Annotated in this window: 28 protein-coding genes; 15 read left to right on the top strand and 13 right to left on the bottom strand. The window is 63.0% G+C overall.

Annotated elements, in window-relative coordinates; translation table 11 throughout:
* Positions 1 to 372 precede the first annotated feature (372 nt).
* Entirely contained in the window at positions 373 to 933 is a 561-nt protein-coding gene (locus tag FHX47_RS01000; protein ID WP_183357040.1) for a hypothetical protein, read from the top strand.
* A 118-nt stretch (positions 934 to 1,051) separates the two neighbouring features.
* Here the strand turns inward: FHX47_RS01000 and FHX47_RS00995 are convergent, their stop codons facing one another.
* The 5 genes from FHX47_RS00995 to FHX47_RS00975 all read right to left on the bottom strand — a co-directional run bounded on the left by FHX47_RS00995 (position 1,052) and on the right by FHX47_RS00975 (position 6,843).
* The gene (locus FHX47_RS00995) at positions 1,052 to 1,372 is read right to left on the bottom strand and encodes a hypothetical protein (protein ID WP_183357039.1); all 321 of its coding nucleotides are present in this window, start codon (positions 1,370 to 1,372) and stop codon (positions 1,052 to 1,054) included.
* Between the two features lie 72 nt (positions 1,373 to 1,444).
* Positions 1,445 to 1,852, bottom strand: a complete 408-nt coding sequence (locus tag FHX47_RS00990) for an integrase core domain-containing protein (RefSeq protein WP_183357038.1) — start codon at positions 1,850 to 1,852, stop codon at positions 1,445 to 1,447.
* Positions 1,853 to 2,568: 716 nt separating this feature from the next.
* Entirely contained in the window at positions 2,569 to 2,769 is a 201-nt protein-coding gene (locus FHX47_RS00985; RefSeq protein ID WP_183357894.1) for a DUF262 domain-containing protein, read from the bottom strand.
* Positions 2,770 to 2,866: 97 nt separating this feature from the next.
* Positions 2,867 to 3,931, bottom strand: a complete 1,065-nt coding sequence (locus FHX47_RS00980; protein ID WP_343064249.1) for an McrC family protein — start codon at positions 3,929 to 3,931, stop codon at positions 2,867 to 2,869.
* A 122-nt stretch (positions 3,932 to 4,053) separates the two neighbouring features.
* Positions 4,054 to 6,843 (bottom strand): McrB family protein, encoded by a 2,790-nt coding sequence (locus tag FHX47_RS00975; RefSeq protein WP_183357036.1) that lies wholly within the window; start codon positions 6,841 to 6,843, stop codon positions 4,054 to 4,056.
* 109 nt (positions 6,844 to 6,952) lie between these two features.
* Between FHX47_RS00975 and FHX47_RS00970 the strand changes: the two genes are divergently transcribed.
* Positions 6,953 to 8,548, top strand: a complete 1,596-nt coding sequence (locus FHX47_RS00970) for a hypothetical protein (RefSeq protein ID WP_183357035.1) — start codon at positions 6,953 to 6,955, stop codon at positions 8,546 to 8,548.
* A 205-nt stretch (positions 8,549 to 8,753) separates the two neighbouring features.
* Here the strand turns inward: FHX47_RS00970 and FHX47_RS00965 are convergent, their stop codons facing one another.
* Positions 8,754 to 9,122, bottom strand: coding sequence for a DcrB/PsbP domain-containing protein (locus FHX47_RS00965; RefSeq protein WP_183357034.1), 369 nt, complete (start codon positions 9,120 to 9,122; stop codon positions 8,754 to 8,756).
* A gap of 758 nt (positions 9,123 to 9,880) precedes the next feature.
* On the opposite strand from FHX47_RS00965, the gene FHX47_RS00960 reads away from it, so the two are divergent.
* On the top strand, positions 9,881 to 10,402 hold the full coding sequence (locus FHX47_RS00960) for a heme-binding beta-barrel domain-containing protein (protein WP_183357033.1): 522 nt from the start codon (positions 9,881 to 9,883) through the stop codon (positions 10,400 to 10,402).
* A gap of 37 nt (positions 10,403 to 10,439) precedes the next feature.
* Here FHX47_RS00960 and FHX47_RS00955 read toward each other — a convergent pair whose 3' ends face one another.
* A complete protein-coding gene (locus FHX47_RS00955; RefSeq protein ID WP_183357032.1) occupies positions 10,440 to 10,652 on the bottom strand; it encodes a type II toxin-antitoxin system VapB family antitoxin in 213 nt (70 codons plus the stop codon).
* A 78-nt stretch (positions 10,653 to 10,730) separates the two neighbouring features.
* Positions 10,731 to 11,324 (bottom strand): cadmium resistance transporter, encoded by a 594-nt coding sequence (locus tag FHX47_RS00950; RefSeq protein WP_183357031.1) that lies wholly within the window; start codon positions 11,322 to 11,324, stop codon positions 10,731 to 10,733.
* Between the two features lie 328 nt (positions 11,325 to 11,652).
* On the opposite strand from FHX47_RS00950, the gene FHX47_RS00945 reads away from it, so the two are divergent.
* The gene (locus FHX47_RS00945; protein ID WP_221205954.1) at positions 11,653 to 11,994 is read left to right on the top strand and encodes a methyltransferase family protein; all 342 of its coding nucleotides are present in this window, start codon (positions 11,653 to 11,655) and stop codon (positions 11,992 to 11,994) included.
* Positions 11,995 to 12,166: 172 nt separating this feature from the next.
* Here the strand turns inward: FHX47_RS00945 and FHX47_RS00940 are convergent, their stop codons facing one another.
* Positions 12,167 to 12,349 (bottom strand): hypothetical protein, encoded by a 183-nt coding sequence (locus tag FHX47_RS00940; protein WP_183357893.1) that lies wholly within the window; start codon positions 12,347 to 12,349, stop codon positions 12,167 to 12,169.
* Positions 12,350 to 12,367: 18 nt separating this feature from the next.
* Between FHX47_RS00940 and FHX47_RS00935 the strand changes: the two genes are divergently transcribed.
* The 7 genes from FHX47_RS00935 (at position 12,368) to FHX47_RS00905 (ending at position 18,432) form a co-directional block, all read left to right on the top strand.
* Complete coding sequence (locus FHX47_RS00935) at positions 12,368 to 12,877, top strand: TetR/AcrR family transcriptional regulator (protein ID WP_183357030.1); 510 nt, start codon at positions 12,368 to 12,370, stop codon at positions 12,875 to 12,877.
* Positions 12,878 to 12,969: 92 nt separating this feature from the next.
* On the top strand, positions 12,970 to 14,073 hold the full coding sequence (gene bioB / locus FHX47_RS00930) for a biotin synthase BioB (RefSeq protein ID WP_183357029.1): 1,104 nt from the start codon (positions 12,970 to 12,972) through the stop codon (positions 14,071 to 14,073).
* A 47-nt stretch (positions 14,074 to 14,120) separates the two neighbouring features.
* Positions 14,121 to 14,759 carry a biotin transporter BioY gene (locus FHX47_RS00925; RefSeq protein WP_183357028.1) on the top strand — a complete coding sequence of 213 codons (639 nt, stop codon included), beginning with the start codon at positions 14,121 to 14,123 and terminating at the stop codon, positions 14,757 to 14,759.
* Complete coding sequence (locus tag FHX47_RS00920) at positions 14,759 to 15,475, top strand: energy-coupling factor ABC transporter ATP-binding protein (protein WP_183357027.1); 717 nt, start codon at positions 14,759 to 14,761, stop codon at positions 15,473 to 15,475. Before FHX47_RS00925 ends, FHX47_RS00920 begins: the two co-directional genes overlap by 1 nt.
* Positions 15,472 to 16,128, top strand: a complete 657-nt coding sequence (locus FHX47_RS00915) for a CbiQ family ECF transporter T component (RefSeq protein ID WP_183357026.1) — start codon at positions 15,472 to 15,474, stop codon at positions 16,126 to 16,128. Before FHX47_RS00920 ends, FHX47_RS00915 begins: the two co-directional genes overlap by 4 nt.
* A complete protein-coding gene (locus FHX47_RS10750; RefSeq protein ID WP_183357025.1) occupies positions 16,128 to 17,294 on the top strand; it encodes an AMP-binding protein in 1,167 nt (388 codons plus the stop codon). Before FHX47_RS00915 ends, FHX47_RS10750 begins: the two co-directional genes overlap by 1 nt.
* A complete protein-coding gene (locus tag FHX47_RS00905) occupies positions 17,287 to 18,432 on the top strand; it encodes a thiolase family protein (RefSeq protein ID WP_343064248.1) in 1,146 nt (381 codons plus the stop codon). Before FHX47_RS10750 ends, FHX47_RS00905 begins: the two co-directional genes overlap by 8 nt.
* 1 nt (position 18,433) lies before the next feature.
* On the opposite strand, the gene FHX47_RS00900 is transcribed toward FHX47_RS00905, so the two are convergent.
* Both FHX47_RS00900 and FHX47_RS00895 read right to left on the bottom strand, forming a co-directional pair.
* A complete protein-coding gene (locus FHX47_RS00900) occupies positions 18,434 to 18,679 on the bottom strand; it encodes a hypothetical protein (RefSeq protein ID WP_221205952.1) in 246 nt (81 codons plus the stop codon).
* Positions 18,680 to 18,742: 63 nt separating this feature from the next.
* Positions 18,743 to 19,006, bottom strand: coding sequence for a hypothetical protein (locus FHX47_RS00895; RefSeq protein WP_183357024.1), 264 nt, complete (start codon positions 19,004 to 19,006; stop codon positions 18,743 to 18,745).
* 136 nt (positions 19,007 to 19,142) lie between these two features.
* Here FHX47_RS00895 and FHX47_RS00890 point away from each other — a divergent pair, with 136 nt between their 5' ends.
* Positions 19,143 to 20,336, top strand: coding sequence for an FAD-dependent oxidoreductase (locus FHX47_RS00890; RefSeq protein ID WP_183357023.1), 1,194 nt, complete (start codon positions 19,143 to 19,145; stop codon positions 20,334 to 20,336).
* 67 nt (positions 20,337 to 20,403) lie between these two features.
* Entirely contained in the window at positions 20,404 to 20,760 is a 357-nt protein-coding gene (locus tag FHX47_RS00885) for a hypothetical protein (protein ID WP_183357022.1), read from the top strand.
* A 74-nt stretch (positions 20,761 to 20,834) separates the two neighbouring features.
* Here the strand turns inward: FHX47_RS00885 and FHX47_RS00880 are convergent, their stop codons facing one another.
* Complete coding sequence (locus FHX47_RS00880; RefSeq protein ID WP_183357021.1) at positions 20,835 to 21,230, bottom strand: PIN domain-containing protein; 396 nt, start codon at positions 21,228 to 21,230, stop codon at positions 20,835 to 20,837.
* A 411-nt stretch (positions 21,231 to 21,641) separates the two neighbouring features.
* On the opposite strand from FHX47_RS00880, the gene FHX47_RS00875 reads away from it, so the two are divergent.
* On the top strand, positions 21,642 to 23,003 hold the full coding sequence (locus tag FHX47_RS00875) for an HNH endonuclease (RefSeq protein ID WP_183357020.1): 1,362 nt from the start codon (positions 21,642 to 21,644) through the stop codon (positions 23,001 to 23,003).
* Between the two features lie 101 nt (positions 23,004 to 23,104).
* On the opposite strand, the gene FHX47_RS00870 is transcribed toward FHX47_RS00875, so the two are convergent.
* Positions 23,105 to 24,106: a TerC family protein gene (locus tag FHX47_RS00870; protein WP_183357019.1), complete on the bottom strand. Its 1,002-nt coding sequence runs from the start codon at positions 24,104 to 24,106 to the stop codon at positions 23,105 to 23,107.
* 194 nt (positions 24,107 to 24,300) lie between these two features.
* On the opposite strand from FHX47_RS00870, the gene FHX47_RS00865 reads away from it, so the two are divergent.
* Positions 24,301 to 24,648, top strand: a complete 348-nt coding sequence (locus FHX47_RS00865) for a hypothetical protein (protein WP_183357018.1) — start codon at positions 24,301 to 24,303, stop codon at positions 24,646 to 24,648.
* Positions 24,649 to 24,674: the final 26 nt, after the last annotated feature.

Here is a 24,674-nt window from a genome sequence, read left to right as displayed (position 1 = left end):
AGAGGATGCCCTCCCGCGACGCACGTCAGCTCAGCATCTCTGACGCTTTCGACTGGATGCTCAATGCCCCTCGCTGCATAGTGAGTATTAGGAGATACCTACGGCAGTGCGCAGACGGGCTTCACTCCGGGTCCGCGGCCTTCAAGGACAATCACTTTTTGCCTCGATGAAAGCCCCAACCTCGGTGGCTGGAAGTTCAACTCCATCCGATCAGAGTGGTGACCCGCTCCAGGATGTCCTTGGCCCGCCAGAGCTGAGTAGTAAGAGCACCGACTCAAAACCAAACTGCACAGTTTGTGGTCCCGAGTCCGAGACAGGTCAGAGTCCTGCTTTGGGCGACAGTTGTCCAACGGTCGCATTAGAATCATCATCATGTCATCCGAGCATGGAACATACTTTGAAGTCGATGGGTCCAAAGCCAACTTCACCGAGGCCCTGGAGACCTGGGTGCCAATTGCCTATGACCTCCTCATCGAAGTGGCCAGTAAGTACAACCGAACGACGACTTACCTAGAACTCACCCAGGCCGTCCAAGATCGCTCGGGAATTCGGACGAGGATGCTGATTGCGAATTGGAGCGGGAAGTTACTCGAGAAAGTGGCCAAGCGCGCGGCTGAAGCTGGCGAGCCACCCCTGACTGCTCTATGCGTCCGTCCGGACGGGACTATCGGCGAAGGGTACTCCCAAGCACCAAAGTCTGTCCCAACCGACCCCAGTGCCCCGGTCGACGACCTCGCCGCCCAGCACCGCCTGCTCTGCTACCGCCGGTTCGCCAACGACCTCCCGGCCGACGGTGGAACCCCCACCCTCACGCCCCAGGTCGCTCGTGCGCGATCCGCGCGAGCAAAACCTGGGCCGAAACCTCCCGAAATATGCCACATACACGGCTTGGAGAAGTCCGCGGTCGGAGAATGCGACATGTGTGAAGACTGAGGTCGCCCCAAGTCTGAGTAGCTTGTTGCGCTCGTGGCACCCCTCAGTCGGAAACGCACTGAGGTCGTGAGTGTGTCTGAGGGAGCCTCTCATCTACCGACACGGCCTGACCCAACCTCTACATCGTCGGAAGGGCGTAGAACTTGTTGGCTAGAACACCGATGTAGCCGCCCTTGGAAATTACCCGTACTGCTGTGTCGGTGATCCCTGCTGAGAGGTTCTTCCCGGCGGTCTTCATCAGCGTGCCTTCTGGGGTGCGAGGCCCGTAGTACATGCCAGTCCTGGTGGGCCGTGGGTAGCTGATGATGTGCTCGCCATCTTCGGTGAAGATCTCGACGAGGGTCTCGGTCCAGATCACGTGCACCATCTCTGCTGCCCGGCTGGTGGCCACATAGAACATGCAGCTCAGTGCTTTGACCTGCCCGTTCTGCTTGACCATCAGATCGGCGCTGCCCACGCTGGGGTGCAGCGCTAAGGGGGCACGGGTATTGGGATGGGGCGCGGTCTCGGCTCAGGGGCCGGTTTCGGCGTTCTCTGCCTGCGTTTGGGCCGAGGGCGGCATGTTGGGCATGCGCGGCTCCGGGGCCGGCGGCGGTGCGGGATCGGTGGCCTCCCAGGCTTCCATCGGCGTCTTGTCGCTCAACGCCTGATGAACGCGCTCATAGTTGTAGTAGGTGTCGAACTCCTCAACCATGATCTGCAACGCCTCGATCGAGTGCGCAGGCGCACGCGCATTCAGCCACTTCTGCAGAGTCTGATGGAACCGCTCATTCTTGCCCTGAGTGGTGGGCCGGTCGGGATTGCCGGTGATGGGCTTGACCCCAAGATCGACCAGGTAGTCGACCAGCTTGCCGGTGAAGCCTCGACGGGTGGGGTTGCACGCCAGCCCGCTGTCTCCAGAGCAGCCGCTGCGGCACACCCCACCGACGGACCGCGGTGGAAACGGCCTTCAGCGCGGCCTTACTCCTCTCACCCTCGGCCACCAAGGTCGCCAATGCCAGTCGCGTGTTGTCGTCGATAACTTGAAGAATCGTGGTCGCAGTCCCGTCGGCTAACGACCAGGTGAAGGCATCGATCTGCCACCAACGGTTCGGTGCGGGATAGACAAATCGACGATTGGCCGCCCTGGGCCGCTTACGCGGTTCCGGCTTAGAGACGCCAGCCGCGGCGAAGGCCCTGGCCAGCGTGGCCCGTGAGGGCGGGTTCAGGCCTTGGCGGCGCATCCTGGCCAGCACCGACAACGGCCCAGCATCCAGGCTCTGCTCGATGAGCCATACCCGCACCGCCAGCGCGTGCTCAATCACGACAGAGTCGGTGCGCCCCGGGCTGTTCAGCGGCTGCCGTGATCCCGGCTCTGTCGCACCGACCGGGCCCTGCTCAAGCGCCTGACGGCGGATCTTATAGAACACCGAGCGGCTAATGCCCTGCCGCTGACAGAAACGTTTCACCTCACCCCGCTCAGAGTCCTCGGGCCAGTTCGCAATCGCCCAGCGCACATCGGCGGGCACAGTGTTGGAGCCCATGCCAGAACACAACACGAAACCGAAGTGCCCACGATGTCATGAGACCAACTGTCCACGATCATATGAGACAGAAGCATCCACGATGTCCCGAGACTTCACACAACAGAGCCAGCTACACCACTACACGGGACTTGCCTGCAGGGGCAGTGTGGCCCTCGCGGTAGTCGTTGAAGAACGTGGTCAGCAGATCCGTGATCAGCTCCTCAACGTTGCCGCGCTCCCACTTGTACTCGCGCTGGTACTCATCGATCGAGAACGATCGCCCCTGGAGCAGCTGACGAATAGAGCGGTAATTCGGCGTGATTCCTGACATTGACGTGCGCCTTCCTTCCATCCCCTCGGATGCGAGTGGGTTCAGCTTACCCAGAGCGCTCAACCCTTGAGGCCGGCACACCGTGAGGTGATGGTTGTTAGCGAACTCGTCCTGCAGTCCTGGCAATCGTCTGCGCCAAGGCAGCAACCTCGTGCTCAACCTGGTCTGGGGAGCCTGACAGATCGACCGATTGGAGCGTGAGCTGAGTTCCAACATTCTTAACCGTCAAGGTCCGCCGGTCGGCGTCGTCCTGGCCACGACAATAGATCAGCATCCCTTCAGGCAGGTCCATTGCGGTCGCATACGCCAGCAGCTGATAGTAATCACTGCTTCGCCCTCGGGCGTCCACCGCAGGTTTGTACTTGATGTCTCCCACCAGACGGTCCGCTCCCCCAGGTTCGCGGAACACGAGATCCGGTTGCATAGAGACTTGGCGGCCCTGAGCCAGGTACACGGTCGGTTCGTCAATGACCTCTAATCGCCCCCGCAGAGCTCGGCGCAGCCTCTCAGTCACGAAACGCTGGAACAGATCGTTCATGTTGACCATGAACGAGGAGGCAGAGACGGCACCCCGGGCGTCGGTCAGAGTGAGGTTCGCCAGCACCAGGCGAGCAAGGCCCAAAGCCGGTGCATAGTGCTGGTTGAGTCGAGTGAAGTGAATGCTGTCAACCGTCTCGACGCGGACCGGAACGTCGGCAACTGCTTCCAATGATGCGAGTTGCCGCATCAGTCGCTGGCGTTCGGTGGGAGCCACACGTGGCACCCGCAGCGCCACACGAATTGCGGCTCGCAGCACCCTGTTCTCCACGATGTCCTCGGTAAAGTCGTCATACTTACTCGCTATTGGAGTGAGAAGACCTGCGCGCTTGAACTGACCCGCCACATCCATCCGGCCGCGCAAGGCGGTCAAAGACTCCTCCCGCGCCTGGTACGAGCGCAGGACCCCTCTTCCTAGAGTGGTGTCGACTGTCCTGGCGAAGAACGCGATGACTGAGGGCAGCAGGTCCGAAGATGCGTCGTAGTTGAAGGCTTCCCTCCTCCAGGCTCCCGGCGGCAGACCAGGCTCCAGCAGCAGGAAGAGGTTCTCAGGGTTGATCTTCGGGCGAATCAGAAGTTCGACGCCGTCGACCACCAGAGATCCAACATAGGACGACGCCGTCACACGCCACCGGTCCCCCTCGGCAGGGGCAACGTCCACGAAGCCCGACCGATTGAGAGCTTCAGCCTGGCTGCGGCTCAGGTTCAGATAGACGGAGCCGTACTCAAAAAGGACCGGCACGATGGCTAGGCCTCTGTATCGTCGTCGTCGGCTGCTTCTTCACCGATCGACTCCCCGGCCAGGTGACTGAAACGACTCCAGACTTGGTCAAACCGGTACCTGTCGATGCTGGCTGCGTCGCCGAAGAACTGATCCTCGATGAAGGGCTCAATGTCGTACTGCCAAATGCGGCGGAGGGCGTCTTGGTTGAGACCGTGCTTCATAAAGTGACTGGCACCGAGCTGCAGATGCGGGCCACCAAGGTCCCGCTCCAATTCGTCGTTGACTTGGGCCACCAGCTCACCCACCCATGCGGGTTCGTGCTCACGTTCGAGCCAGCGATCGAGGAGACCAGCCATGGGACCGTGATTCGGGAAGAACGGGATGAAGTGGAATCTGCGCCGAAGAGCCGCGTCAACCAGCGCGATGGACCGGTCCGCCGTATTCATCGTGCCGATGAACCAGATGTCCTGGGACAGTTCGAAGGGGTCATCCGGGCGGTAGAGAGTACGAACCGGAGTATCTCGGTACTCAAAGAGAAACAACAGCTCACCGAGGACTTTCGGCAAGTTGGCGCGATTGATCTCATCGATGATCATCACGTGGCGCCGGCCCGGCGCCTCAGCTGCACGGGCGGCGAGCTCTGCCAAAGGTCCTTTCTGCAGCCGATAGGTCATCACGCCGTCGGCGTCGGTCTCGGGTCGGTAGCCTTCGAAGAAGTCCTCATACGAGGTGGATGGGTGGAACTGCACGGTTGGTCGACGCTCAGCGTCCGGTACCAGTGCGTGCGCCAGTTTCCGGGCGAAGTATGTCTTACCAGTTCCGGGTGGTCCGTAGAAGACGACCTGCTTCTTGTCCTCCAGCAGCGCCACCACATCATCGAGGAACTCCCGGCCCACCAACAGCTCATCAGCCAATTCATCAAGCGGGTCTTCGACAAGCTCGACCTCCGGCTCGTCATCTCGTTGAGCGAACCAGTAGAGAAACTGTCCCATGCCCAACGGGTCGCCGGGGAAGTACGGGTCCAGGCGCGAACGCAGAGCGTCATTTGATGCGACTTGAAGCTGACCACGGGACGATGCTGTCGGAGCGGGTATGCCCAGCAGCTTGAGCATCCTCAACTTCCCTTTCGGTCCCGTGTACGGGTACACAGTGATGAAACGGTCTGGATGGCTAATCGCGAGCATTTTCATGATGACCGACTCACCGAGTCCTTTGACTTGGTGCTGCGAGTCTTCGAGGACACGGTCGATGCGCTCTGCGGGCGAATCGTCGCCCCAACAGAGGTAGGCAAAGGTCTCGATGATTCGGTGATACTCAGCATCGTCGGCATCGCGAATGGTGGTATTCAGAGATGACATAGGCCCCGTGCCGCCGTATCGGCCCGAGTTCCAAATTCGGCGAAGATCAACACGATCGACGATTTCCAGCTCTTCGGGGTCGAGGAGCTTGGCGAACTCTCGTTGATGAGCCATGTCCTGCTCGTGACTGGCCGTAGGGTATCCGGTCGTCTCCTTAAACTCGGTGACGCTGTCAGCCAACTCATCACCGTCCTGTTCGGGCACGGCATCACCGCTCAAGTCTGCGATGAGAGGTGCCACGTCGTCCGCTGCTCTGAGCACCTCCGCAGCTAGGTCCGTTGACGCCACAGAAGCTCGGTCGAACCATCGTGCGTAGATCACTTCACCGGTGCCGCCCCCTGTGAAGCCCACATCTTTACCCACACGGGAGTCACGTCCCTTAAGGACTTCATAACCGGGTAGTGATTGCCTGTCGATAGCCTCCAGTGCGCGCTCTGTGGCGCCGGTATCCGCGTCTGGGAAAGGACGCAGCCCGATCGCAAAGCCCTTTCGGTTGAGCCAAAGACGAACCGCTAGACCATAGGTTTTGGGGACTCGCCAGTCGATCCAAAGGTCCCCCCGGGGCCACTCTTTATTCGCCATCACTTGAGGCTTGTGTGCTTTGAGCGTGCGGCCGGTCGCCTCCGCCACCTTCGCTTCTAAGGAGCCCCCGATATGCTGCGCGACGGCCACAAGCGCCTGGGCGTTCCCCCGGAAGAGTTCGGGGTCGTCGTCGCGGTCTTTGGCGTCCTCCCGCAGGGCAGCGCGATCACAGAGGACTTCGTGGAATACAATGGGACGCTCTTCGGCCCACCATGCGGCGACTTGTTCGAACCGGAGTGGGTCACCGTCGAGGTTCATCGCAAAGTCATAGAGCTCCGCGTAGCGGGTGCCCTGGTCCTCGTACTCGGGGGTGCCGGTGCAATAGACGAAGTAGTCAGACGAGCTCGGCCACGCCACTGGCCATGTCTCGGGGGCGTCGAGGCCCCAATACCATGAGGCGACGAAGGGTGCGCGTCTCGGGCTGGGATGGGCTCCGACCCGAATGGCCCGCAGATGGTCAGCGAGGAGTCGCACCTTCCGCACCGCATCTTCCAGGTTGACCGGAGTCGACAGCGCATCCAGCAGGACAGTGACAGCTTCCTCGGGATCCGGCGAGAGCTTGTTCACTTGGTTGATGATCATCTGACCGCTAGGGCCGCTGTAATCTGACTGGAAACTGCGCACCCAGCGATCAGTTGTCGCTTGGAAGTCGCTGAGATCACGGGTGCTGCGCAACCGTTCCAGGAATGCTCGAGCCTCATCATCGTGAGGAGCCAGCCTGCGGGAACGCCAGGAGGTCTCACCGGCGACGTTCTCGGCGTCGAACCGTTCGATGTGCGCCTGGTGCCAACGGCGTCGAAGGTCACGTTCGCGGACGTCTAGGTCCTCGGCGTTACTCAATTCCCATCTCCTCAATTCTGCGGGGTGATTCAACGCGTAGTTGTCTACAGACTGCCACAGTGTGTGACGCACAACCCTCCGGCGCTGAGTACGCTTGGGTCAGTAGTGACAGGAGAGTCTGCTCAACCGCGGGGGGAAACGCATGTCAAGGTCAGAAGAAGCCGTGGATGGACCGACCGAAGAAGCGAGCGCCTCTTTGGTGGAGATCGAACCGGGCATAGCGGTGCTATTCGGCGATGATCAGATCGCTGATTTTGATGTGGTCCCCTTCGAGATGATGAACTCTCAGGCACGTCAGCGCCTGACAGACCAGCTTGCGGTCGCGACCGGGATCGGAAATGTCGCCGCCCAGGCGGCGCAGGGTATGCAGAACGCCCAAGGACTCGTGCGCCTCACCCCTAAGACCTTGAAAGATCTTAAGACTTTGAAGCCTATGAGGTCAGCTGGCGAGAACTTAGGTGCGCTGGTCGACAGCAACAGCACCATCCGGTCCTTCATCCGCTGGGAACCTGCCACGGCGGCGCAGAGCGCACAGATACTCTCATCGCTGGGACCCGCCGCGACGCTATTGGCCCTGCAGGTGCAGATGGCTTCGATGTCACAACGACTTGATGAAAATATCCAAGTCACCCGCGACGTACTGATGGCCCTGCATCAGGATCAATGGGCGCGATTGCAGGGACTTCATGAAACAACCTTGCGAGCCGTTCGGGAAGCTCGTGCGGCCGGTGTGGTCAACGACCACGTCTACAGTCCCATCTCGACGAGAGAACCGGACCTGCGTAGTCAGCGTCTGCTCTTCACCGAATTTGTGGATGATCACGTGAAAGCCCTTGACACTGACATCAAGGGCCGCCGGGCCTACATTCAGAAGCACGCTGAAAGAATTATCGCTGACGCTCATGGCATGCTCATGGCCGAAGGATCCTGGCACCGAGCGCAGGTTTTACGCGCTGCCCACATTCTTCGGGATGAAGCCAACGCCGCCGAGAACGAAGGGCTGCTAGCCCAACTAGTGGCAGAGACAAAACGAGAGCACACGAGATCGATGGATAAGCTCGCTGATCTGCTAGGCCGGCTGGAAACACACTCGCGCCTGACTGCTGAACTTCCTGGAGAGTGGACTCTTCCGTTCATCAGCAAGCGGCAAAGTGACCGGGACACAGCCGTGATGGCTATGTCGCTGGCTGAACACGTTGCGGCACTTCGCAATCGCGTGCACACACGACCAGCCGAGCTAGACCCAGCGGTAGAAGTTTTCGAAGAAGGATCACCCCAGGATATCCTCCGAATTCTGCGCTGGATTCTCCCTGGCGAGGGCCCCCTCTTGGCCCTTGCAGACGTCAACCTCGATCGGCGTGGGACCGCCGACGCGTACCTTGGCGTAACGCCTAAGCGGTTCTTCATCTCAACTCATAATGCCGTTCGGAAAGAAGGTGTCATCGAGCACGACTTCGCCCTCACGGATGTCCGCTACGTGCGATTTCGCGAGCGCGGCAAGCAGACCCCAGAGATAGAGATCATCACCAAGGATGAAAATATCAAACTGACATTCAGCCCTTGGGCGGCAAGCGGGACGGGGCTGGAGGCTGCTCAGCGAGTGGGAAACCTCTTGGCCGCAGCGATGAATCTGCCGGAGAGTGAGCGGCGCACCGACCCGCTGCTTAACACGGATGTCCTCCCAGAGGGCCGGCCCTCGAACGTCATCTCAGCACCCCAAGCCGAGATGACAGACTGAGAACTCGCTGGCTTTGCCGCCCCTAGCGGGCACCCCGTCCTAGAATTTGCCGTTTACTCTCGGGCTGCCGGAATGAGTTCTAGGGTCTCTTCGTAGGCATCCAGTTCCTCCTGGTCCATCCCAGTAACCGCCGTATTCGGCTGCGGCGATCACCCCTGAGTCCTCGTCGTGGGCGATCCAGTAACGGGCGGTGACTTCGCCGCGATCACCGGGCCAGGTCCGCCCTCCAGGCCACATCGGCACCGGCTATCTCCACCTCTTCAACCTCTTCTATCTGGCCCCCGCGGTACTGGACTTCAGCAGACATCACCCTGTTGGCACTGCCGACGTTCCGCGCCCCCGGAAAATCTGTTCGAGTCATCACGTAACGCTCAGCGGTGCCGTCCTGGGCTTCACTGAACCCGGTGGTCTCGCCCTTATCGGAACTTTCGACGTCGAACTCTTCCCATGCTTCGGGGACGTGCAGGCTCATGGGTCCGATCTGTTGGTTGGCGGGGAATCGCTCATCACTGTCTTCAGGATTCTCGGCATCATCGCCGCCGCAGGCCACAAGAAAAATTCCTAATGCGGTCACCGCGGTGGAAGGCCTCAGTGTGCGCCGACGCCTTCCCCTGCGGGAATGCCCTGGCAAGCTGGTGTGTTCATCGCTTCCGGTACCAGTGTGGACCTCACGTGCAATATCTGCAGGTACCCTCGAGGGGTTACTGACGGTGCATAGGAGGTCAGCATGTTGAATTGGCTGTTGCGTTTGCGCAGGGCTCGTGGTGATGCACGTGCTGTGCAGCGTGGACCAAAGGCGGTGGGCAAGCGCGCCACCCGTCGCGGTGCGCACCGCCTGATTCGTCGCCTTTTCCGGTAACGGCGGGGACTGCGGCCGTCCGAAGAGGAGGACTCCGTCGATGACGCGGCGACCTGGTGGGTATCCACCGCCGGTGGCTGCTGGGATCGTGAATCCAGTGGTCGTCGTCGTACTGTCCAGCATCGGTTACGACGTCTCGGTGTCCAACACAGCCCGCATCAGGCGACCCAAGGATCTTCGGCACTGTCCCTTGTCAGCCCTTGGGCCCCATTGTCATCTGCGGACAAGGGAGACCTGCGCATAGCCGCCAACACCTCTGGGTCTGTCGGGGTCCGCCGGGACAGGCCCCAGGCACGATTCGTCCAATCTCTTTCCGATAGCGCGTCACAATGACGGTCTCGCCCCGCTCAACCTCTTCGAAGGCACCCGTGAGGTTCTGCCGCGGAAGGCCGCTGCTTAAGGACTTCATGTCTACCATTATGCGTCTGCGGAGACGTGGCCGGAAGGCTGCGCCTGGTGTATAGAGTCGTGGCATGAGCCTTCACCCCAGCCTGCAGCCGGCGGCACAGCTTCTCGGAACGTGGCGAGGCGCTGGCCGTGGGGAATATCCGACCATCGAGGATTTCGAATACGTCGAAGAGCTCACCTTCACTGATGTGGGTAAGCCCTTCCTGGGCTACAGCCAGCGCACCTGGTCACCGGATGGTATGCCGATGCACGTGGAGACTGGCTATCTGCGTATCCCCAGTGAATCCAGGATGGAGCTCATCCTCGCCCAGCCCACCGGGCAGACTGAACTGGCAGAAGGGGAGCTGAGGGTGAGTTCGGAGGGATGCTCCGCAGAGCTGCATTCGCAAGTGGTCAACTCCGCCTCCGCCAAGCAGGTCGAAGCCACAATCCGCTGGCTGGAGCTGACCGGGGATACCTTGACCACACGGTTCTCCATGGCCGCCGTCGGGATTTCTATGGCTCATCACCTTGAGTCGGTGTTGAGCCGAAAAGAAGCGTTGACCCGGTCCTGCTCCAGTAACCGACTCAGTTCAGGTTCCGATTGATGAAGGTGATCAATCCAGACTGCAGTATCGACCAAAATCACACAGAGGTCCTCGCTTCTGGCTCGCTCCTGTGCCGGGGAGCCGCTTGTGCCTGTGGGTCCGTCCCACCAAGGGCAGCCAACCGTCTGGAACTTTCCTGACGCACCAGTGCCTCGAGTGCTTGGTGGAGCAACGCCGACCGCTGCGACGTTCCGGTGAGCTCTTCGGCGCGAGCCAGCAGTTCGCCATCCAATGTGACCGTAGTCCGCACCTTGAACCTCCTTACACAGAAACCTATATCTATTGATGCACTTTCTTATGCTCCAATCAAGGTCTCTCTTTCTTAGGTTCAGAGGCCGAAGGCGCCTCCGGTGACCAGGATGATGATGCCTAACGCTATGAGCACCACCGGGAAGAGGACACTCTGCCAGCGGTCGAGAACGTCGGCGATCAACCTGCGTGAGGCGATCCACCGAGCAGCCAGAACCAGCGCGGCAACCAACACCAAGAAAATCAGGCAGCAGACCAGGACCTCACCACCGGTGAGAGTGACGAATACCGGAACATAGACGCCGATGTCGCCGCTGCTGTTTGCCACAGTCACCAGAGCCACTGCAGTGACGGTGACCCGTTTGGCGCCGAACTGGGCTTCGTCGTCGTGATCCGGTGTGCGCCAGGAACGCCAGGCCGCCCGCAGCCCCAGCGCCAGGGGAATCACACCCAGATACGCAAGTGCTTCCTGAGGCAGAAGCCTCTGGGCTCCCAGGGCCGCAATCAGTGAGGTGATCAGAATGGCGCTGAAACCCAGGTATTGGCCCAGCATGATACGCCTAGTGGTGCCTGGTTGGCCGCGGCCACGGCCGAAGAACAGCGATAAGACGATCAGGTCATCGATAGTGGTGACGATGAACAGCAGGACAGCCTGTACCGCGAGGGTGAGCATCAGCGGAAGATGTCAGCCTGAACGTGGCCGGGACGCGGAGCTACGGTCAGCATAAGTTGACCATACATCGGGTGCAGAGGTGCTCAGGTGCCCTCGACACCAGGCGTCGTCGACATCAGACCCTCCGGGAGGAACTGCTGTGCGATGCTGTGGGCACGAAGATGGCAGGTACCTGTGCTGGCCCGAGACGATGAAAACAGGAGCCGTGATAACCATGCACATCCATATTCCACCTCCGCTGATCGCAGCAGCCGCTGGCCTAATTCAGAAGGCGCTGATGAGTAAGGGGCGGTCGCCGTCGTCGGCCAGTAAAGCGGGTGCAGCAGCTGTGGCTGTGAGTTCAGTGGGGATGATCGGAGCTTCCGCGGTGACGTTCTATCGGCACCGGACCACCATCAGCCCGCTCTCAGTGCATAGAGCCACCACGTTGGTGACCGGTGGGCCGTTTCGGATCTCCCGCAACCCGATGTATGTGGGGCTAGCCGGTGTGCTCACAGCCTATGCACTGCTGTACAGGAGTCCACGGGCCGCACTTCCGTTGGTTGGGTTCGTGGTGTTGATGAACCGCAGCCAGATCGCCGCGGAGGAGGCCGCGCTTCAGCAGAAATTTGGTGCCGAGTTCACCGAGTACTGCGGCACAGTCCCGCGGTGGATTTTTGGCCGGCAATAAGGCTTAGCTGGCCACCGGCTGACCCGGGCACTCCCCCCGCTCGGCGCCGGCTTCTACCGTCCATCGCGCTGGCTTACTCCGGCCAGTCGGAGTTCTTGATGACGTCGACGAAGTTCGGGCGCTCAAAGTCCAGCTCGAAGTGATCCTGCACGTCGAGCTCCACACCCCGGGGTCACCAAGGCAGTGCTACCTCGTAGTGCGTTTGCGGCTCGCCCTCGTTGAAGAAGCCCAGCGTGTTCTCATGCAGGGCGTACAGCACCAGCGTCACACCAATGAAAATCAGATACAGCTCCTGGGTCAGCCCGTGATACGGATTTCCGTTTCGTGGACGCCGGGGCCCGAGTGTGTGCGGCATGGGCGATAACGTAGCGGTATGGCGCTGAGTGCTGACCGGGTCGTGGAGGCCGCGCTCCACCTGCTGCAGGAATACGGCCTGCAGGACGTCTCCATGCGGCGGATCGCCGCCACCCTGGACGTCAAACCCGGAGCGCTCTACTACCACGTGCCCAACAAACAACAGCTCCTCCACCTGGTAGCACAGCGGGCACTGGCACCCCTCCACGGCAGCGCGGCCACCCCGGCTGAGCTGATGGCAGAGTTCCGCCACCTCCTGCTGCAGCTGCGCGACAGCGGAGACCTCATGCTCATCGCCTACCCCCTAGAACACGACCTCCCCCCCGTCCCTGAACTGGAAGTCTCCCTCCGCCGCCAAGGGTTCACCCCTGAAGATGCCGCCGAACGGGCCCAGCTGCTGGTCCGCTCGGCCCTGGGTGCGATCGCCCTGGAACAAAACGCCCGGCTCTTCGGCCGCGAAGACCCCACCGGCGGACAGCTCTACACCAAGACCATGCAGCTGCTGCTGCGCCAGGACACCACCATCTGAGTCCACCGCTACGCATCCCTCCACGCCTGGGACGACAGCCGCGTACCCCACCATTTTTTGAACGCCGTTCAATACGGCTTACACTGTTCGCCATGACGGTTGAACAGTGTTCAAAAGCGGTGTCCTTACCCGACTGCGCCACAGAGCTGCTCGCCGGCGGCGCGCTCACCCCCGAGCAGGCACTGGGCGTCCTGCAGACCCCGGAAGCTGACCGGATGCAGCTGGTGGCAGCCGCCTCCAAGGTGCGGCGCCACCACTTCGGCAACACCGTGAAAGTCAACTACCTGGTCAACCTCAAATCAGGCCTGTGCCCAGAAGACTGCGGCTACTGCTCCCAACGGCTGGGCTCCCAAGCAGAGACCCTGCGCTACTCCTGGCTCTCCACCGAGGACGCCGCAGCACAAGCCCACGCCGGGCTGCGGGCAGGCGCCTCCCGGGTCTGCCTGGTCGCCTCCGGAAGGGGCCCCTCCAACTGCGACGTCGAACGGGTCACCGACATGGTCAGCGTGATCCGGGACCAGTCCCCGCAGGCCGAGGTCTGCGCCTGCCTCGGCCTGCTCAAAGACGGCCAAGCAGAACGACTCACCGAGGCCGGCGTCGACGCTTATAACCACAACATCAACACCGCCGAATCCCACCACGCCAACATCGTCACCACCCACACCTACTCCGACCGGGTCAACACCATAGAACGCGCCAAGACCGCTGGTCTCTCCCCCTGCTCCGGCCTCATAGTAGGGATGAAGGAGACCGACGAGCAGATCGTCGAGGCGCTCTTCGCCCTCAAAGAGATCGATGCTGACTCCATCCCCATCAACTTCCTGATGCCCTTCGACGGCACACCCCTAGCCGGCACCTGGGAGCTGACCCCGCACCGGGCGCTGAGCATCGTCTGCTTGGCGCGCCTGATCTGCCCAGACAAGGAAATCCGGATCGCTGCTGGTCGGGAGATGCACCTGCGCTCCCTGCAGCCGCTGGCACTGGAGGCCGCCAACTCGCTGTTCTTGGGCGACTACCTCACCAGCCACGGCCAGGCCGTCGCCGAAGATCTGCACCTCCTGGCAGACCAGGGATTCGTGATCCTCACCCCCGAAGGCGGTACCCAGGATCCTTCCGAGCTGTTAGAGCACATGGACCCCACCACCCCGGAGATCCGGCGCCGCGGAGCCGGCACCGAATTCGCCCCCAACGCCTAACCCGGCTCCCCACTCCCCCGACACGACGAGCACGAAAGCCCACGCCCATGACTGACCTGAAGAACCACGCCGATCCCGCACCCGCAGAGCAGACCGCCGCCACACCGCGCCGGGGGCGCGGCACCAGCCACACCCAAGGCATCGCCCTGATCGGGGGCTTCGCCGCCCTGATGGCCGTGCTGCACTTCACCCCGCCGATCCCGGTGGGCAACTTCGGGGTACCGATCACCTTGGGCACCCTCGGTGCCGGGCTGGCCGGCCTGATCCTCGGGCCCTGGCGAGGCTCAGCCGCCGTGGGGCTCTGGGTTGGCCTCGGCCTGCTCGGGCTTCCGGTGTTCTCCGGGTTTCGCGGTGGCCTAGGGGTGCTGGCCGGACCATCAGTCGGCTACATCATCGCCTTCCCCGTCGCCGCGTTCCTCACTGGACTGCTCGCGCTCTACGTGATCCGCCACGCCTCCCGCAGGTGGTGGGTGCTGCTGTTCACCGTGGGAGGCTTCGCCGCCAGCCTGGCCTCCTACCGGCTCCTCGGCATCCCAGGTATGGCGCTGAACCTGGACGTCTCCCTGATGGAGGCCTTCGCCATGGACCTGGTCTTCTGGCCCGGAGACGCCGTCAAAACCGTCCTGGCCGCTGTCATCGCCGTACTGGTCCACCGCGCCTATCCCTCCATTCTGGTCCGGCGCTGATGCCCCCCGCAGGCATCACCTTCACCGGGGTACGGGTACTGGCCGGTGAGCGGCAGCTGCTTGAAGTTCCCGACCTGCACCTCACCGAGCAGCGGATCAGCGTGATCGGGCCTAACGGCGGCGGCAAATCCACCCTGCTGCAGCTGATGAACAGCCTGATCGAACCCAGCTACGGCCACGTGAGCGTCAACGGGCTCGACACCATCGACGCCGGCTCCGACGTCCGGCAGCAGGTCGGCTTCGTCTTCGCAAACCCCGCCGCCCAACTGGTCATGCCCACCCCGCTGGAGGATGTGGAGCTCTCCCTGCGCGGACGCATCAAGAACTCCCGCGAGCGCCGCGCCGCCGTACGCGACTGCCTGGAGCACCTGGGCATCGCAGACCTGGCCGAACGCAGCTCCCACGAGATCTCCGCCGGCCAGCAGCAGCTGGTGGCCCTAGCCACGGTCGTGGTGCTCAAGCCACGGCTGCTGCTGTTGGATGAACCCACCACCCTGCTGGACCGGGTCAATGCTGGCCGCTTCATGCACACCGTGGAACAGATGTGCACAGCCCAGCAGATTCAGATCGTCACCGCCACCCACGACCTGCAGCTGGCCGCCCGAGCACAGCGCTGCCTGATGATCGAGGACGGCGCTATCAGCCTCGACGGGGCACCGGCCGAGGTCATCACCGAGTACATCAGGCGCACAGACCACGCGAGCCTTCCGGCATGAGCACCGTTCTGCGTCGGCGCAGGCCCCGTCCGCTGCAACCCCGGGACCAGGTCTTCGGCCAACGCGCCCCAGGGAACAGCTTCCTGCACCGGGCCCCGGCAGGGCTGAAAGTCACGGTACTGGCCGCCGTCGCGCTTGGGGTGATGATCATTCGCGAGCCGCAGCTCAACCTCGCCGTCCTAGCCGCCGTCATCATTGTGTCTGCCGCAGCCCGCATCCCGGCGGGGATGCTGCTGACCCTGCTGCGCCGGATCTGGCTGCTGCTGGCCGCGATGCTGGCGGCCCAGTTGGCCTTCAACGACCTGGTCACCGGCCTGGAAGTCTTCAGCAGGGTCTTGGCCGGGCTCTTTTCGGCTCACCTGCTTATTCTCAGCACCACTACGCATGAGCTGCTCGGCGTCTTCCGGGCGCTGCTGAAACCGCTGCGACTGCTCGGGGTCCCCACCGGCAAGATCGTGCTCGCCGCCCTGGTCACCCTGCGGGCGATCCCCTACTTGGCCGACCAGTTCTATCTGGCCGGGCAGCAAGCTCGGGCCCGCGGACTCGAACGCAGCATACGGGCCCGGACGGTCCCTGTTCTGCTGAGCGCAGTGGCCTACGCCCGGGACACCGGACGGGCCCTCTGCGCACGCGGCATCGAGGAGATCAACTGATGAGCCACCAGCCCAGCTTTGTTCCACTGCGGGGTTTCAGCCCACAGGACTTGCTGGAACGGCTGCACAGCATACGGGCGGCCGGAGATGTTCCGCTGGTGGGCGATGACAGCTGGCCGGAGCCGCAGTGGCGCCGGATCGCCGACGAGCTCATGGCTCAGAGCTGTCCACCCGGGGTCGGCTGGGCCGCACTGACCTCCGGTAGCAGCGGCTCCCCACGGATCGTGCTGCGCACCGCGGCCTCCTGGGAGCTCTCCTACCCCGCGTTGGAGGACGGCTTAGGCATCGGCCCGCAGGACCGCGTCGCGCTGCCCGGCCCGGCGTCGTCGTCCCTGACACTCTTTTCTCTGGGGCATTGGCTGGCCGGGGGTCCCATTCCGCTGCTCGCGGCAGGCCGCACCCCCAAGTCGGGGGACTTTGCTGAGGCCACCTGCTTCCACGGCACCCCGCAGACATTCCGGGCACTGCTTGAAGCCGGAGCCCCCCCAATGCTGCGGACAGCCCTGGTGGGCGGATCTCATCTTGACTCACAGCTGCGCCAGCAGGCAGAACACCTTGGCATCCGGGTCATCGCCTATTACGGGGCCGCCGAGCTCTCCCTGGTGGCAATGGACACAGGCCAAGGCCTGGTGCCCTTTCCCAGAGTGGACATCAAGGTGGATGACAATGAGCTCTGGGTGCGCTCGCCTTATCTTGCCGAAGGCTATCTCCCCGGTACAGGACAAGCACGGGCCGGGCCACTGATACGCAGCGGCTCATGGGCCACCGTAGGAGATCGGGCCGAATGGAAGTGGGACAAGCGGCATAGGGCCAGGCGCCTACACCTGCTGGGACGAGCCGACAGCGCCATTCTCAGCGCCTCCGCAACGATTATCCCCGAAGAGGTCGAAGCCGTGCTGCGCAGCGTGGACGGTGTGGCCGATGCTGTGGTCTTCGGGCTGCGGCGGCCACGAGTCGGGGCACTGGTCGCCGCGGCGGTGGAACCCGAGGAAGCTGCGCCCCCGACCGCTGCGGCACTCAGATGTGCGGCGGACCGCCTGCTCGCTCCGACCCACCGCCCCCGCCTCTGGTTCTGCACAGAGATCCCACGGACCACCTCAGGAAAACCCGCTCGTGGCATCCTGCAGGACCAGGCCGAAGCAAGACAGGTACCCCGACTTGCTTGACTTGCCTTCCTCCACCCCGGTGATCGTCGCTGCCCGCCGCACGCCCATCGCCGCCATAGGCCACCGCCTGGCACAGTTAAACCTGACCGGACTGACTTCGCCAGTGCTGCGCGCGGTATGCGAGGACGCCGAAGGGCTCGTGGCAGCCACAGACGGGATCCGCGACGTCGTGCTCGGTAACTGCATGGGCCCGGGAGGCAATCCCGCACGCCTAGCCGCACTGGCTGCCGGTTTGGGCACCCAGGTGCCGGGGGGCACGGTGGACAGGCAATGCGGCAGCGGTCTGGCGGCTATCCTCGACGCCGCGGCGCCGATCCGTGCAGGTGATCCTGGGCTGCGGCTGGCTGGCGGTGCCGAGAGTCCCTCGACCGCGCCCGCACGCTCATTCGAAGGAGTTCCCTATGCCCGGGCCGCGTTCGCCCCGGAGGGCTTCTCTGATCCGGACATGCCCCAGGCCGCCGAAGACTTAGCCGCCGCTGACGGGATCACGCGGCAGCGTCAGGACAGCTACGCCATGCAGAGTCACCGGCGCGCGGCAGATGCGCTGACCGCCGGGCGCCTCCGGTCCGAACTGGTGCCGCTGGGAGGCCTGAAGGCGGACGAAGGGATTGGACGACGGCCCGAGGTGATACCCCGGCTGCGCCCCCTTGTCGATGGAGGCACTGTCACTGCCGGCAACTCCACCCGTATCAACGACGGCGCAGCTGCGGTGCTGCTCGCGCCAGCCTCGGCCACGCAGGCACGGATGGTGCCGGGGCTCGCGCTGCGTTCGCAAGCGATCATGGGATGCGACCCCGCTTTACCGGGTCTCGGAGCCGCGCCTGCGCTGCAGCGGGCGCTGGCCGAGCTCGGGGCAGACGTCGGGGACCTGGCCGCCGTGGAGATAGTGGAGGCCTTTGCCGCGCAGACCCTCGCCGTGCTGGACCGGCTCGGGATCGCAGAAGACGACCCACGAGTATGCGCCGAGGGAGGGGCACTGGCGCTGGGCCACCCGTGGGGAGCCAGTGGCGCCGTCGCGGTGGTGCGGTTATTCAGCCGCCTGGTTCGATCCGGCGCGCCGGCTGGCACGCTCGGGGCAGCCGCAGTCTCGGTGGGCGGAGGGTTAGGGATTGCCGCCGTCGTCGAAGTGGTGCGCTGATTCACTCCGGCCAGTCTGAGTTCTTGATGACGTCGACGAAGTTCTTGCGCTCGAATTCCGGCTCGAAGTAATCCAACACATCGGCTTTGACGTTGCCGAAGGTGGTCGCCGGCCGGCCCTTGAGCCCACCGTGGAAGGCTTCGAGGATCCGATTCTTGAAATCCGGGCGCGGGTGGGCCTCCACCACGGCCTGGCGCTGCTCATCAGTGATCGAGTCGTAGCCGATACCCAGCACGTCGAGCTCCACGCCCCGGGTCACCAGTGCCCGGCAATGGTCGCGCTCGTGTGTGCTCCACTTTCGCGAACCGTCTCAATCGCAGCCAGACTCCTCGTCCTGCTCTCCCCCTCGCTCGCCCTGATCGAAACTTGCGACGTCGACTGGTTCCCACTCTTCAGGGAGGTGAAGGTTCAGCGAGCCGACCTGCTGGTTTGCGGGAAACCGCGCTTGGGAATCCTCGTTCTGGGGCTGTCGGTGCATACGCAGGTGGTTCAACTCCACATCCGCAAAGCAGGGCGAAGCCACAATCCGCAGGCTGGAGCTGACCGAAAATAGGTTGACCACACGTTTCTCCATGGCCCAAGGGCGTCGCAAGTGATCTCATGTGTATGCGCCTCAGCTTGTCTCGTCCGACCGCACCCCGTGATTCTGCTTGGAGCCTGCGACTTCCGGTCGTGGTGCCAGGCTGCGCGCGAACCGTACTATGGGCACCATGGTCGAGCGTCATTCACACATCGTTATCGGTGCCGGCGCCATCGGCTCCGCGGCCGCCTACTGGCTGACCGAGCGCGGGGTCAAAGACGTGTTGGTGCTGGAGCAGTTTGATCTGGTGAATACCCTGAACTCATCGGGCGACCATTCCCGCATCATCCGGAGGGTCTACCACTCCGCGGACTATACCCGCCTCACCGATGCGATGTTCGAAAGCTGGAAGCAGGTGGAGGAGCACAGCTGTCTTCCGGTGTACCTGCGGACCGGAGGCCTCGACCTTACGGACCCGGCAGTCACCCCCGGCGCTGGCTTCGGCACCTATAAGCAGGCTCTGGACGAGGCTGGGGTCGAGTACTCGGAGCTCACCGCCTCCGAGGTGCGTGACGCTTACCCGCAGTGGCAGGTCAGTGATTCAACGGTAGGGCTGTGGCAACGCGACGGCGGTATCATCGACATCCGACGCTCAGTCAGCGCTCACACCTCGTTGGCGATGGCGTGCGGTGTCCACTTCAGACCGCGAACGAAGGTCGGGAAGATCCAACTTCATGACGACCACGTCACGGTGGAAACCTCCACCGGCGTATTCGAGGCCGAGAAGCTCATGGTCGCCACCGGCTCGTGGCTTCAAGAGCATATGCACGATTTGGGACTCTCCTACGAACTGACGCTCTCCCAGGAGCAGGTGAGCTACTTCTCCAGCCCTCACCTGCCGGACTTCGCGCCTGAACGGCATCCGATCTGGATCTACCACGGCCAGGATGTCTACTACGGGTTTCCCGTCTATGGCGAGGCGGCCACGAAGATCGCCCGAGACATGCGAGGCCACTTCATCGCGAGCGAGGACCGAAAGTTCGATGGCGACGACACCGAAGGAAGCCTGCTCCAGGGCTTCCTCTCCGAGCACCTGCCACGGGCGGCCGGGCCGGCGCTGCTGCACAAGACGTGTGTCTACGACATGCCGAAGGACCGCAACTTCGTCCTCGACACGCTGCCTGAGCACCCCCACGTGGCAATCTTCAACGGCGCAGGCCACGCCGGTAAGTTCGCCAGCCTGGTCGGCCAGATCCTCTCCGACCTGCTGACCGCGGGAGAGACACCTCACCCCATCGAACCGTTCAGCCTGACTCGCCCGGCGATCACCGACCCCGGCTTCCCGAGCAGCTTCCGCATCCGTGCCGAGGAGAGCGGAACGTAGGCTTCACGTCACCCACAGTCCGCTGACTACCTTGGGCGTGAAGACGGGCCCATTGAAGTTGCGGTGCATGGGCTTCACCTCCGGTGAGAACACGTCACCCGCCAGCGATGGGCCGAAACGGGGCCGGCGAACAACCAACGAAGCCAACGGCTCCGGGCCCAGGCGCGGTCCCATCGAATTTGTCTGGACGGCGCCGCCAGCTCCTGGCGCCCAGCGCGTAGGCCTTCACTCCGGCCAGTCGGAATATATTGACGACGTCGACGAAGCTCTTGCCCTGGCTGTGCGGCTCGAAGTGGTTCACCAGAGGATCGAACAAACGCCAGCCATGAACAAGGAAGACTTCGAACACGAGACTGGAACTCCCCATGTGGATACCAGCTACGATCAGAGCTGGGTCTGGCGGTTGATGCGCGGCAGGGAGTAATCGACTTCACTGTGACAGACTCAGGACATGTAACTTTGTCTGTCGGGACAGGTCAAGGCACTTCGGGGCGCGATTCAGCGTTCAACAACGTCCAGCAATGGGCTCAGCTGCCGAAAATCGGCAGCATTGCGCGTCACCAACGGGAGCCTCTCAGCAACCGCCGTCGCGGCGATCATACGATCCAGCCGCCTAGCTCGCGCGTCTCCCCCAGCTGCTGAAACGGCATCCATGACACTGTCGTACGCATTCACGCAGTGCTGATCAAACGGTAGGCCGGAGCCTAAGAGGCCCCTCAGTTCCTGATACCGACGCAATCTACTCTTCATCGCCAATGCGGTAGGTGCCAGATGCAAGCCTCGCACAAGCTCTGCCCACGAGATTTCGCTCACCTCAGCTTCGGTGACGTCGGCTAAGTCGGGTTCTGCCTCGTCGAAGGCTGTCATGGCGATCAGAATATTGGTGTCCAGCACAGCCCGCATCAGGCAACCCAAGGATCTTCGGCACGATCCTCTGCACGGTCCCTTGTGAGCTCTTGGGCCCAGTTGTCATCTGTGGAAAGCGGAGACCTGCGCATAGCCTCCAACACCTGAGCACCCGTCGGCGCGCGACGGGTTGGGCTCCCAGGCACGATTCGTCCAATCTCTTTCCGATAGCGCGTCACAATGACGGTCTCGCCCCGTTCAACCTCGTCGAAGGCGCCCGTGGGGTTCTGCCGCAGCTGGCCAATGCTGAAGGACTTCATGTCTACAATTATACGTATGTAGATATTTTAGGGAATACCTCCGTCACGAGGCATCAACGGCGGGCCAGCCCGCATGAGGTGCAGCAGAGAGTAGTGGATGACAGTGGGTGTGTCCTACCCCACGTTTAGGCTGGTGGGTATGGACCAGCTGCCAGTTCTTGACCCGCCGATGCCCCAGGCTGTGGAGCACCTGGGCTTCGAGCCGGAGCTGGCTGCCGCGTGGGAGCACCAGGCCGCCGCCCGCAAGGCGGAGGCGGCCAAGCTGACCGCCCTGTTGGACTACACCGACCGGGTGGTGGCCGAGTGCCGCACCGAGGGTGGCATCCCGGACCAGGAAGCGGTGCGGGCTGCCCACCTTGAGGCGTCGCAGCTGCTGGGGGTCAGTGATATGACCGCCGGGGTCATCCTGGACGCCGCGGGCTTCGCCCGCAACCACCTGCCGGCCACCTGGCAGGCCTTCCACACCGGGCTGATCGACCTTCCCCGGCTGCGTAAGATCGTCGACGCCGGCTGTGAGCTTGATGACCACGTGTTGGCCATCGTCGACGCCGCCGCGGCCGAGCAGGCCGCGGCCCGCAGCACCAGCGACTTCGCCCACTGGTTGGCCCGCTACATCGCCAAGACCGACTTCGAAGCCTATGAGCGCCTGACCCGGACCACCCGCACCCGGCGGCATGTGCAATTCGCCCACCTGCCCAACGGGATGAGCATCGTCTCCGCCTTCCTGCCCACTATCGAAGCCGCCGCCATCGAGAAGCGGCTGAAGATCATCACCCGCCGCCACCACAGTGCTGCCAAAGACACTGCAGCCAAAGACACCGCGGCCGCAGGCGCCCAGCAGGGGTCGGCGGGCTCCTGGTCCCGCGAGCATGGCGCTGGGGCAGGTGAGTGTGGCCGCCCGGGTCAGGCAGGTGAGTCTCCGACGCTGGCCCAGCGGGAAGCAGATCTGTTCTCCGCGTGGCTGCGCACCAACCCCACCGATGAATCAACACCGGTGGAGGCGAAGATCATGATCATGATCCCCGAGACCACCCTCACCGGAGAGACCAACGAACCAGCGATCTCAGCCGACCGGTCCTGGGCGCTGGACGCAGACCAGGCCCGTGCCCTTGCCGGTGACCCCGACGCGGAGCACAACTGGTACGAAGGCATCACCCGCCCCCGGGCCGGCGACGCCGACGTCGATGTCCTCACCGTCACCTACTCCGGCCGGTACCCACCACAGCGGCTGCGAGAGGCGATCATCTTCAGAGACGGGCGCTGCCAGACACAAGGCTGCACCGTCGCCGCAGAACGCTGCGACCTCGACCACCAGATCCCATGGGACTCAGGCGGGACGACCCAGGCCAAGAACCTCTGGGCACTGTGCCGACGGCATCATCGGTTGAAATCCCACGGGCACCTGCACCCACCACCCCGCGGCGACACCGAAACGAGCCCCAGCAGACCACCAGTAATAGACCTCTGGCTGCCCACCCACACCTTCCCCCTGATCACCTGATATAGCACCGGTGGTCAGGGGCACGGCCCGTGCGCCACAGTGCCCCGCTCACCTCAGCTCAGTGCGACCTGGAGAACGCGGTGCCCCCGGAGAACGTGGCGCTACGTCGTCGTCCTGCGCTTGCGGGTTCCTCGGGGGCGGCTTGCGAGCAGGCTGGCGACCACCGTGACCACCAGCACCGAGACGATGACGGTCATAGAGAGCCCAATGCCGACCTCCGGCACCGGCAGCGGTTCGCCGTCGTTGAGGAACGGGAGGGTGTTCTCATGCAGAGCGTGCAGCACCAGCTTCACACCGATGAACCCGAGAATGATCGACAGACCATAGGAAAGGTAGACCAGCCGCTCCAGCATCCCGCCGATCAGAAAGTAGAGCTGGCGCAGACCCATCAGCGCGAACGCGTTAGCGGTGAACACCAGGTAGGGCTCCTGGGTCAGACCATAGATCGCTGGAATCGAATCCAAGGCGAACATCAGATCAGCCATGCCGATGGCCACCAGCGCCAACAACATCGGCGTGACCATGCGCTTGCCATCGATCTTCACCGTCAGCTTGTCCTCGTGATACTCCTCCGTGGTGGGCAGCACCTTCTTCATCAGCCGTACGCCCAGGGACTCCTTCTTCTCCTCCGTAGGCTCCTGCGTGCGCACATGGTCGATTATCAGCTTGATCGCGGTGTAGATCAGGAAGATGCCGAACAGGTAGAACACCCAGGAGAACGCGTTGATCGCCGCAGCACCCACTGCGATGAATCCACCGCGCATCACCAGAGCGATCGCAATACCGATCAGCAGCACCTTCTGCTGATAGGCCCGCGGCACTGCGAAACTGGTCATCAGCAGTAGGAAGACGAACAGATTATCCACCGAGAGCGCCTTCTCGGTGACGAAGCCGGCGTAATACTCACCGCCGTAGCGCCCGCCCCAGACATAGGTGACTAAGACGCCGAAGAGCAGCGCCAGGCCGACGTAGAACGCCGACCAGAGACCGGACTCCTTCAGCGTGGGCTCGTGCGGGGTGCGCACATGGGCGAAGAAGTCGAAGACAAAGAACCCGGCGATCACAGCAATCGTGATCAGCCAGACAGCAAGGGAAACATCCATCAATTAATCCTCCGGTAGCGATGACGCATTACCAGAGGTCTCTCCCGCCGGTGATTCGATCACCAACCTGCGGCCCCGGAACTGGAAACAGTTCGTGATGACGAGACCGCTGCGAGTGGGGATACTCCCCTCTTCGCGTTAAGTATAGGGCATCAGCGCGCCGCCCATCACTACGTTCAAGTAACCTGGCAGCTATGGATTTCTTGTTCTCCCTCTCTCTGTTCTTCCACATTCTCGGCGCCGCCGCACTGGTGGGCGGGTGGCTGGCCACCTTCCGCAAGCCCACTGTCCTTCAGTGGCAGCACATCGGCGCCTGGGTGCAGCTGGTCTCCGGGGTGCTGCTGGTGGGCCTGGCAGAGATGGGCGACGGCGACCTCAACCACGTGAAGATCGGCGTCAAGGCTCTGGTGCTCATTGCCGTGCTGGTCACCGCGATCATCGGGCGCCGTCGGGTCGCGAAGAACGAGACCGTACCCACCGGCATCGCCCACTCCGTCGGCGGGCTCTCGCTGATCAACATCGGCCTGGCCGTCTTCTGGTGATTCGTCGCTGACCCTGCGTCGCGCCG

Source organism: Garicola koreensis (assembly GCF_014195445.1).
Lineage (GTDB): Bacteria > Actinomycetota > Actinomycetes > Actinomycetales > Micrococcaceae > Nesterenkonia > Nesterenkonia koreensis.
The sequence above is the reverse complement of the archived record's forward strand: the minus strand, read 5'-3'. Positions and strand labels throughout refer to the sequence as shown.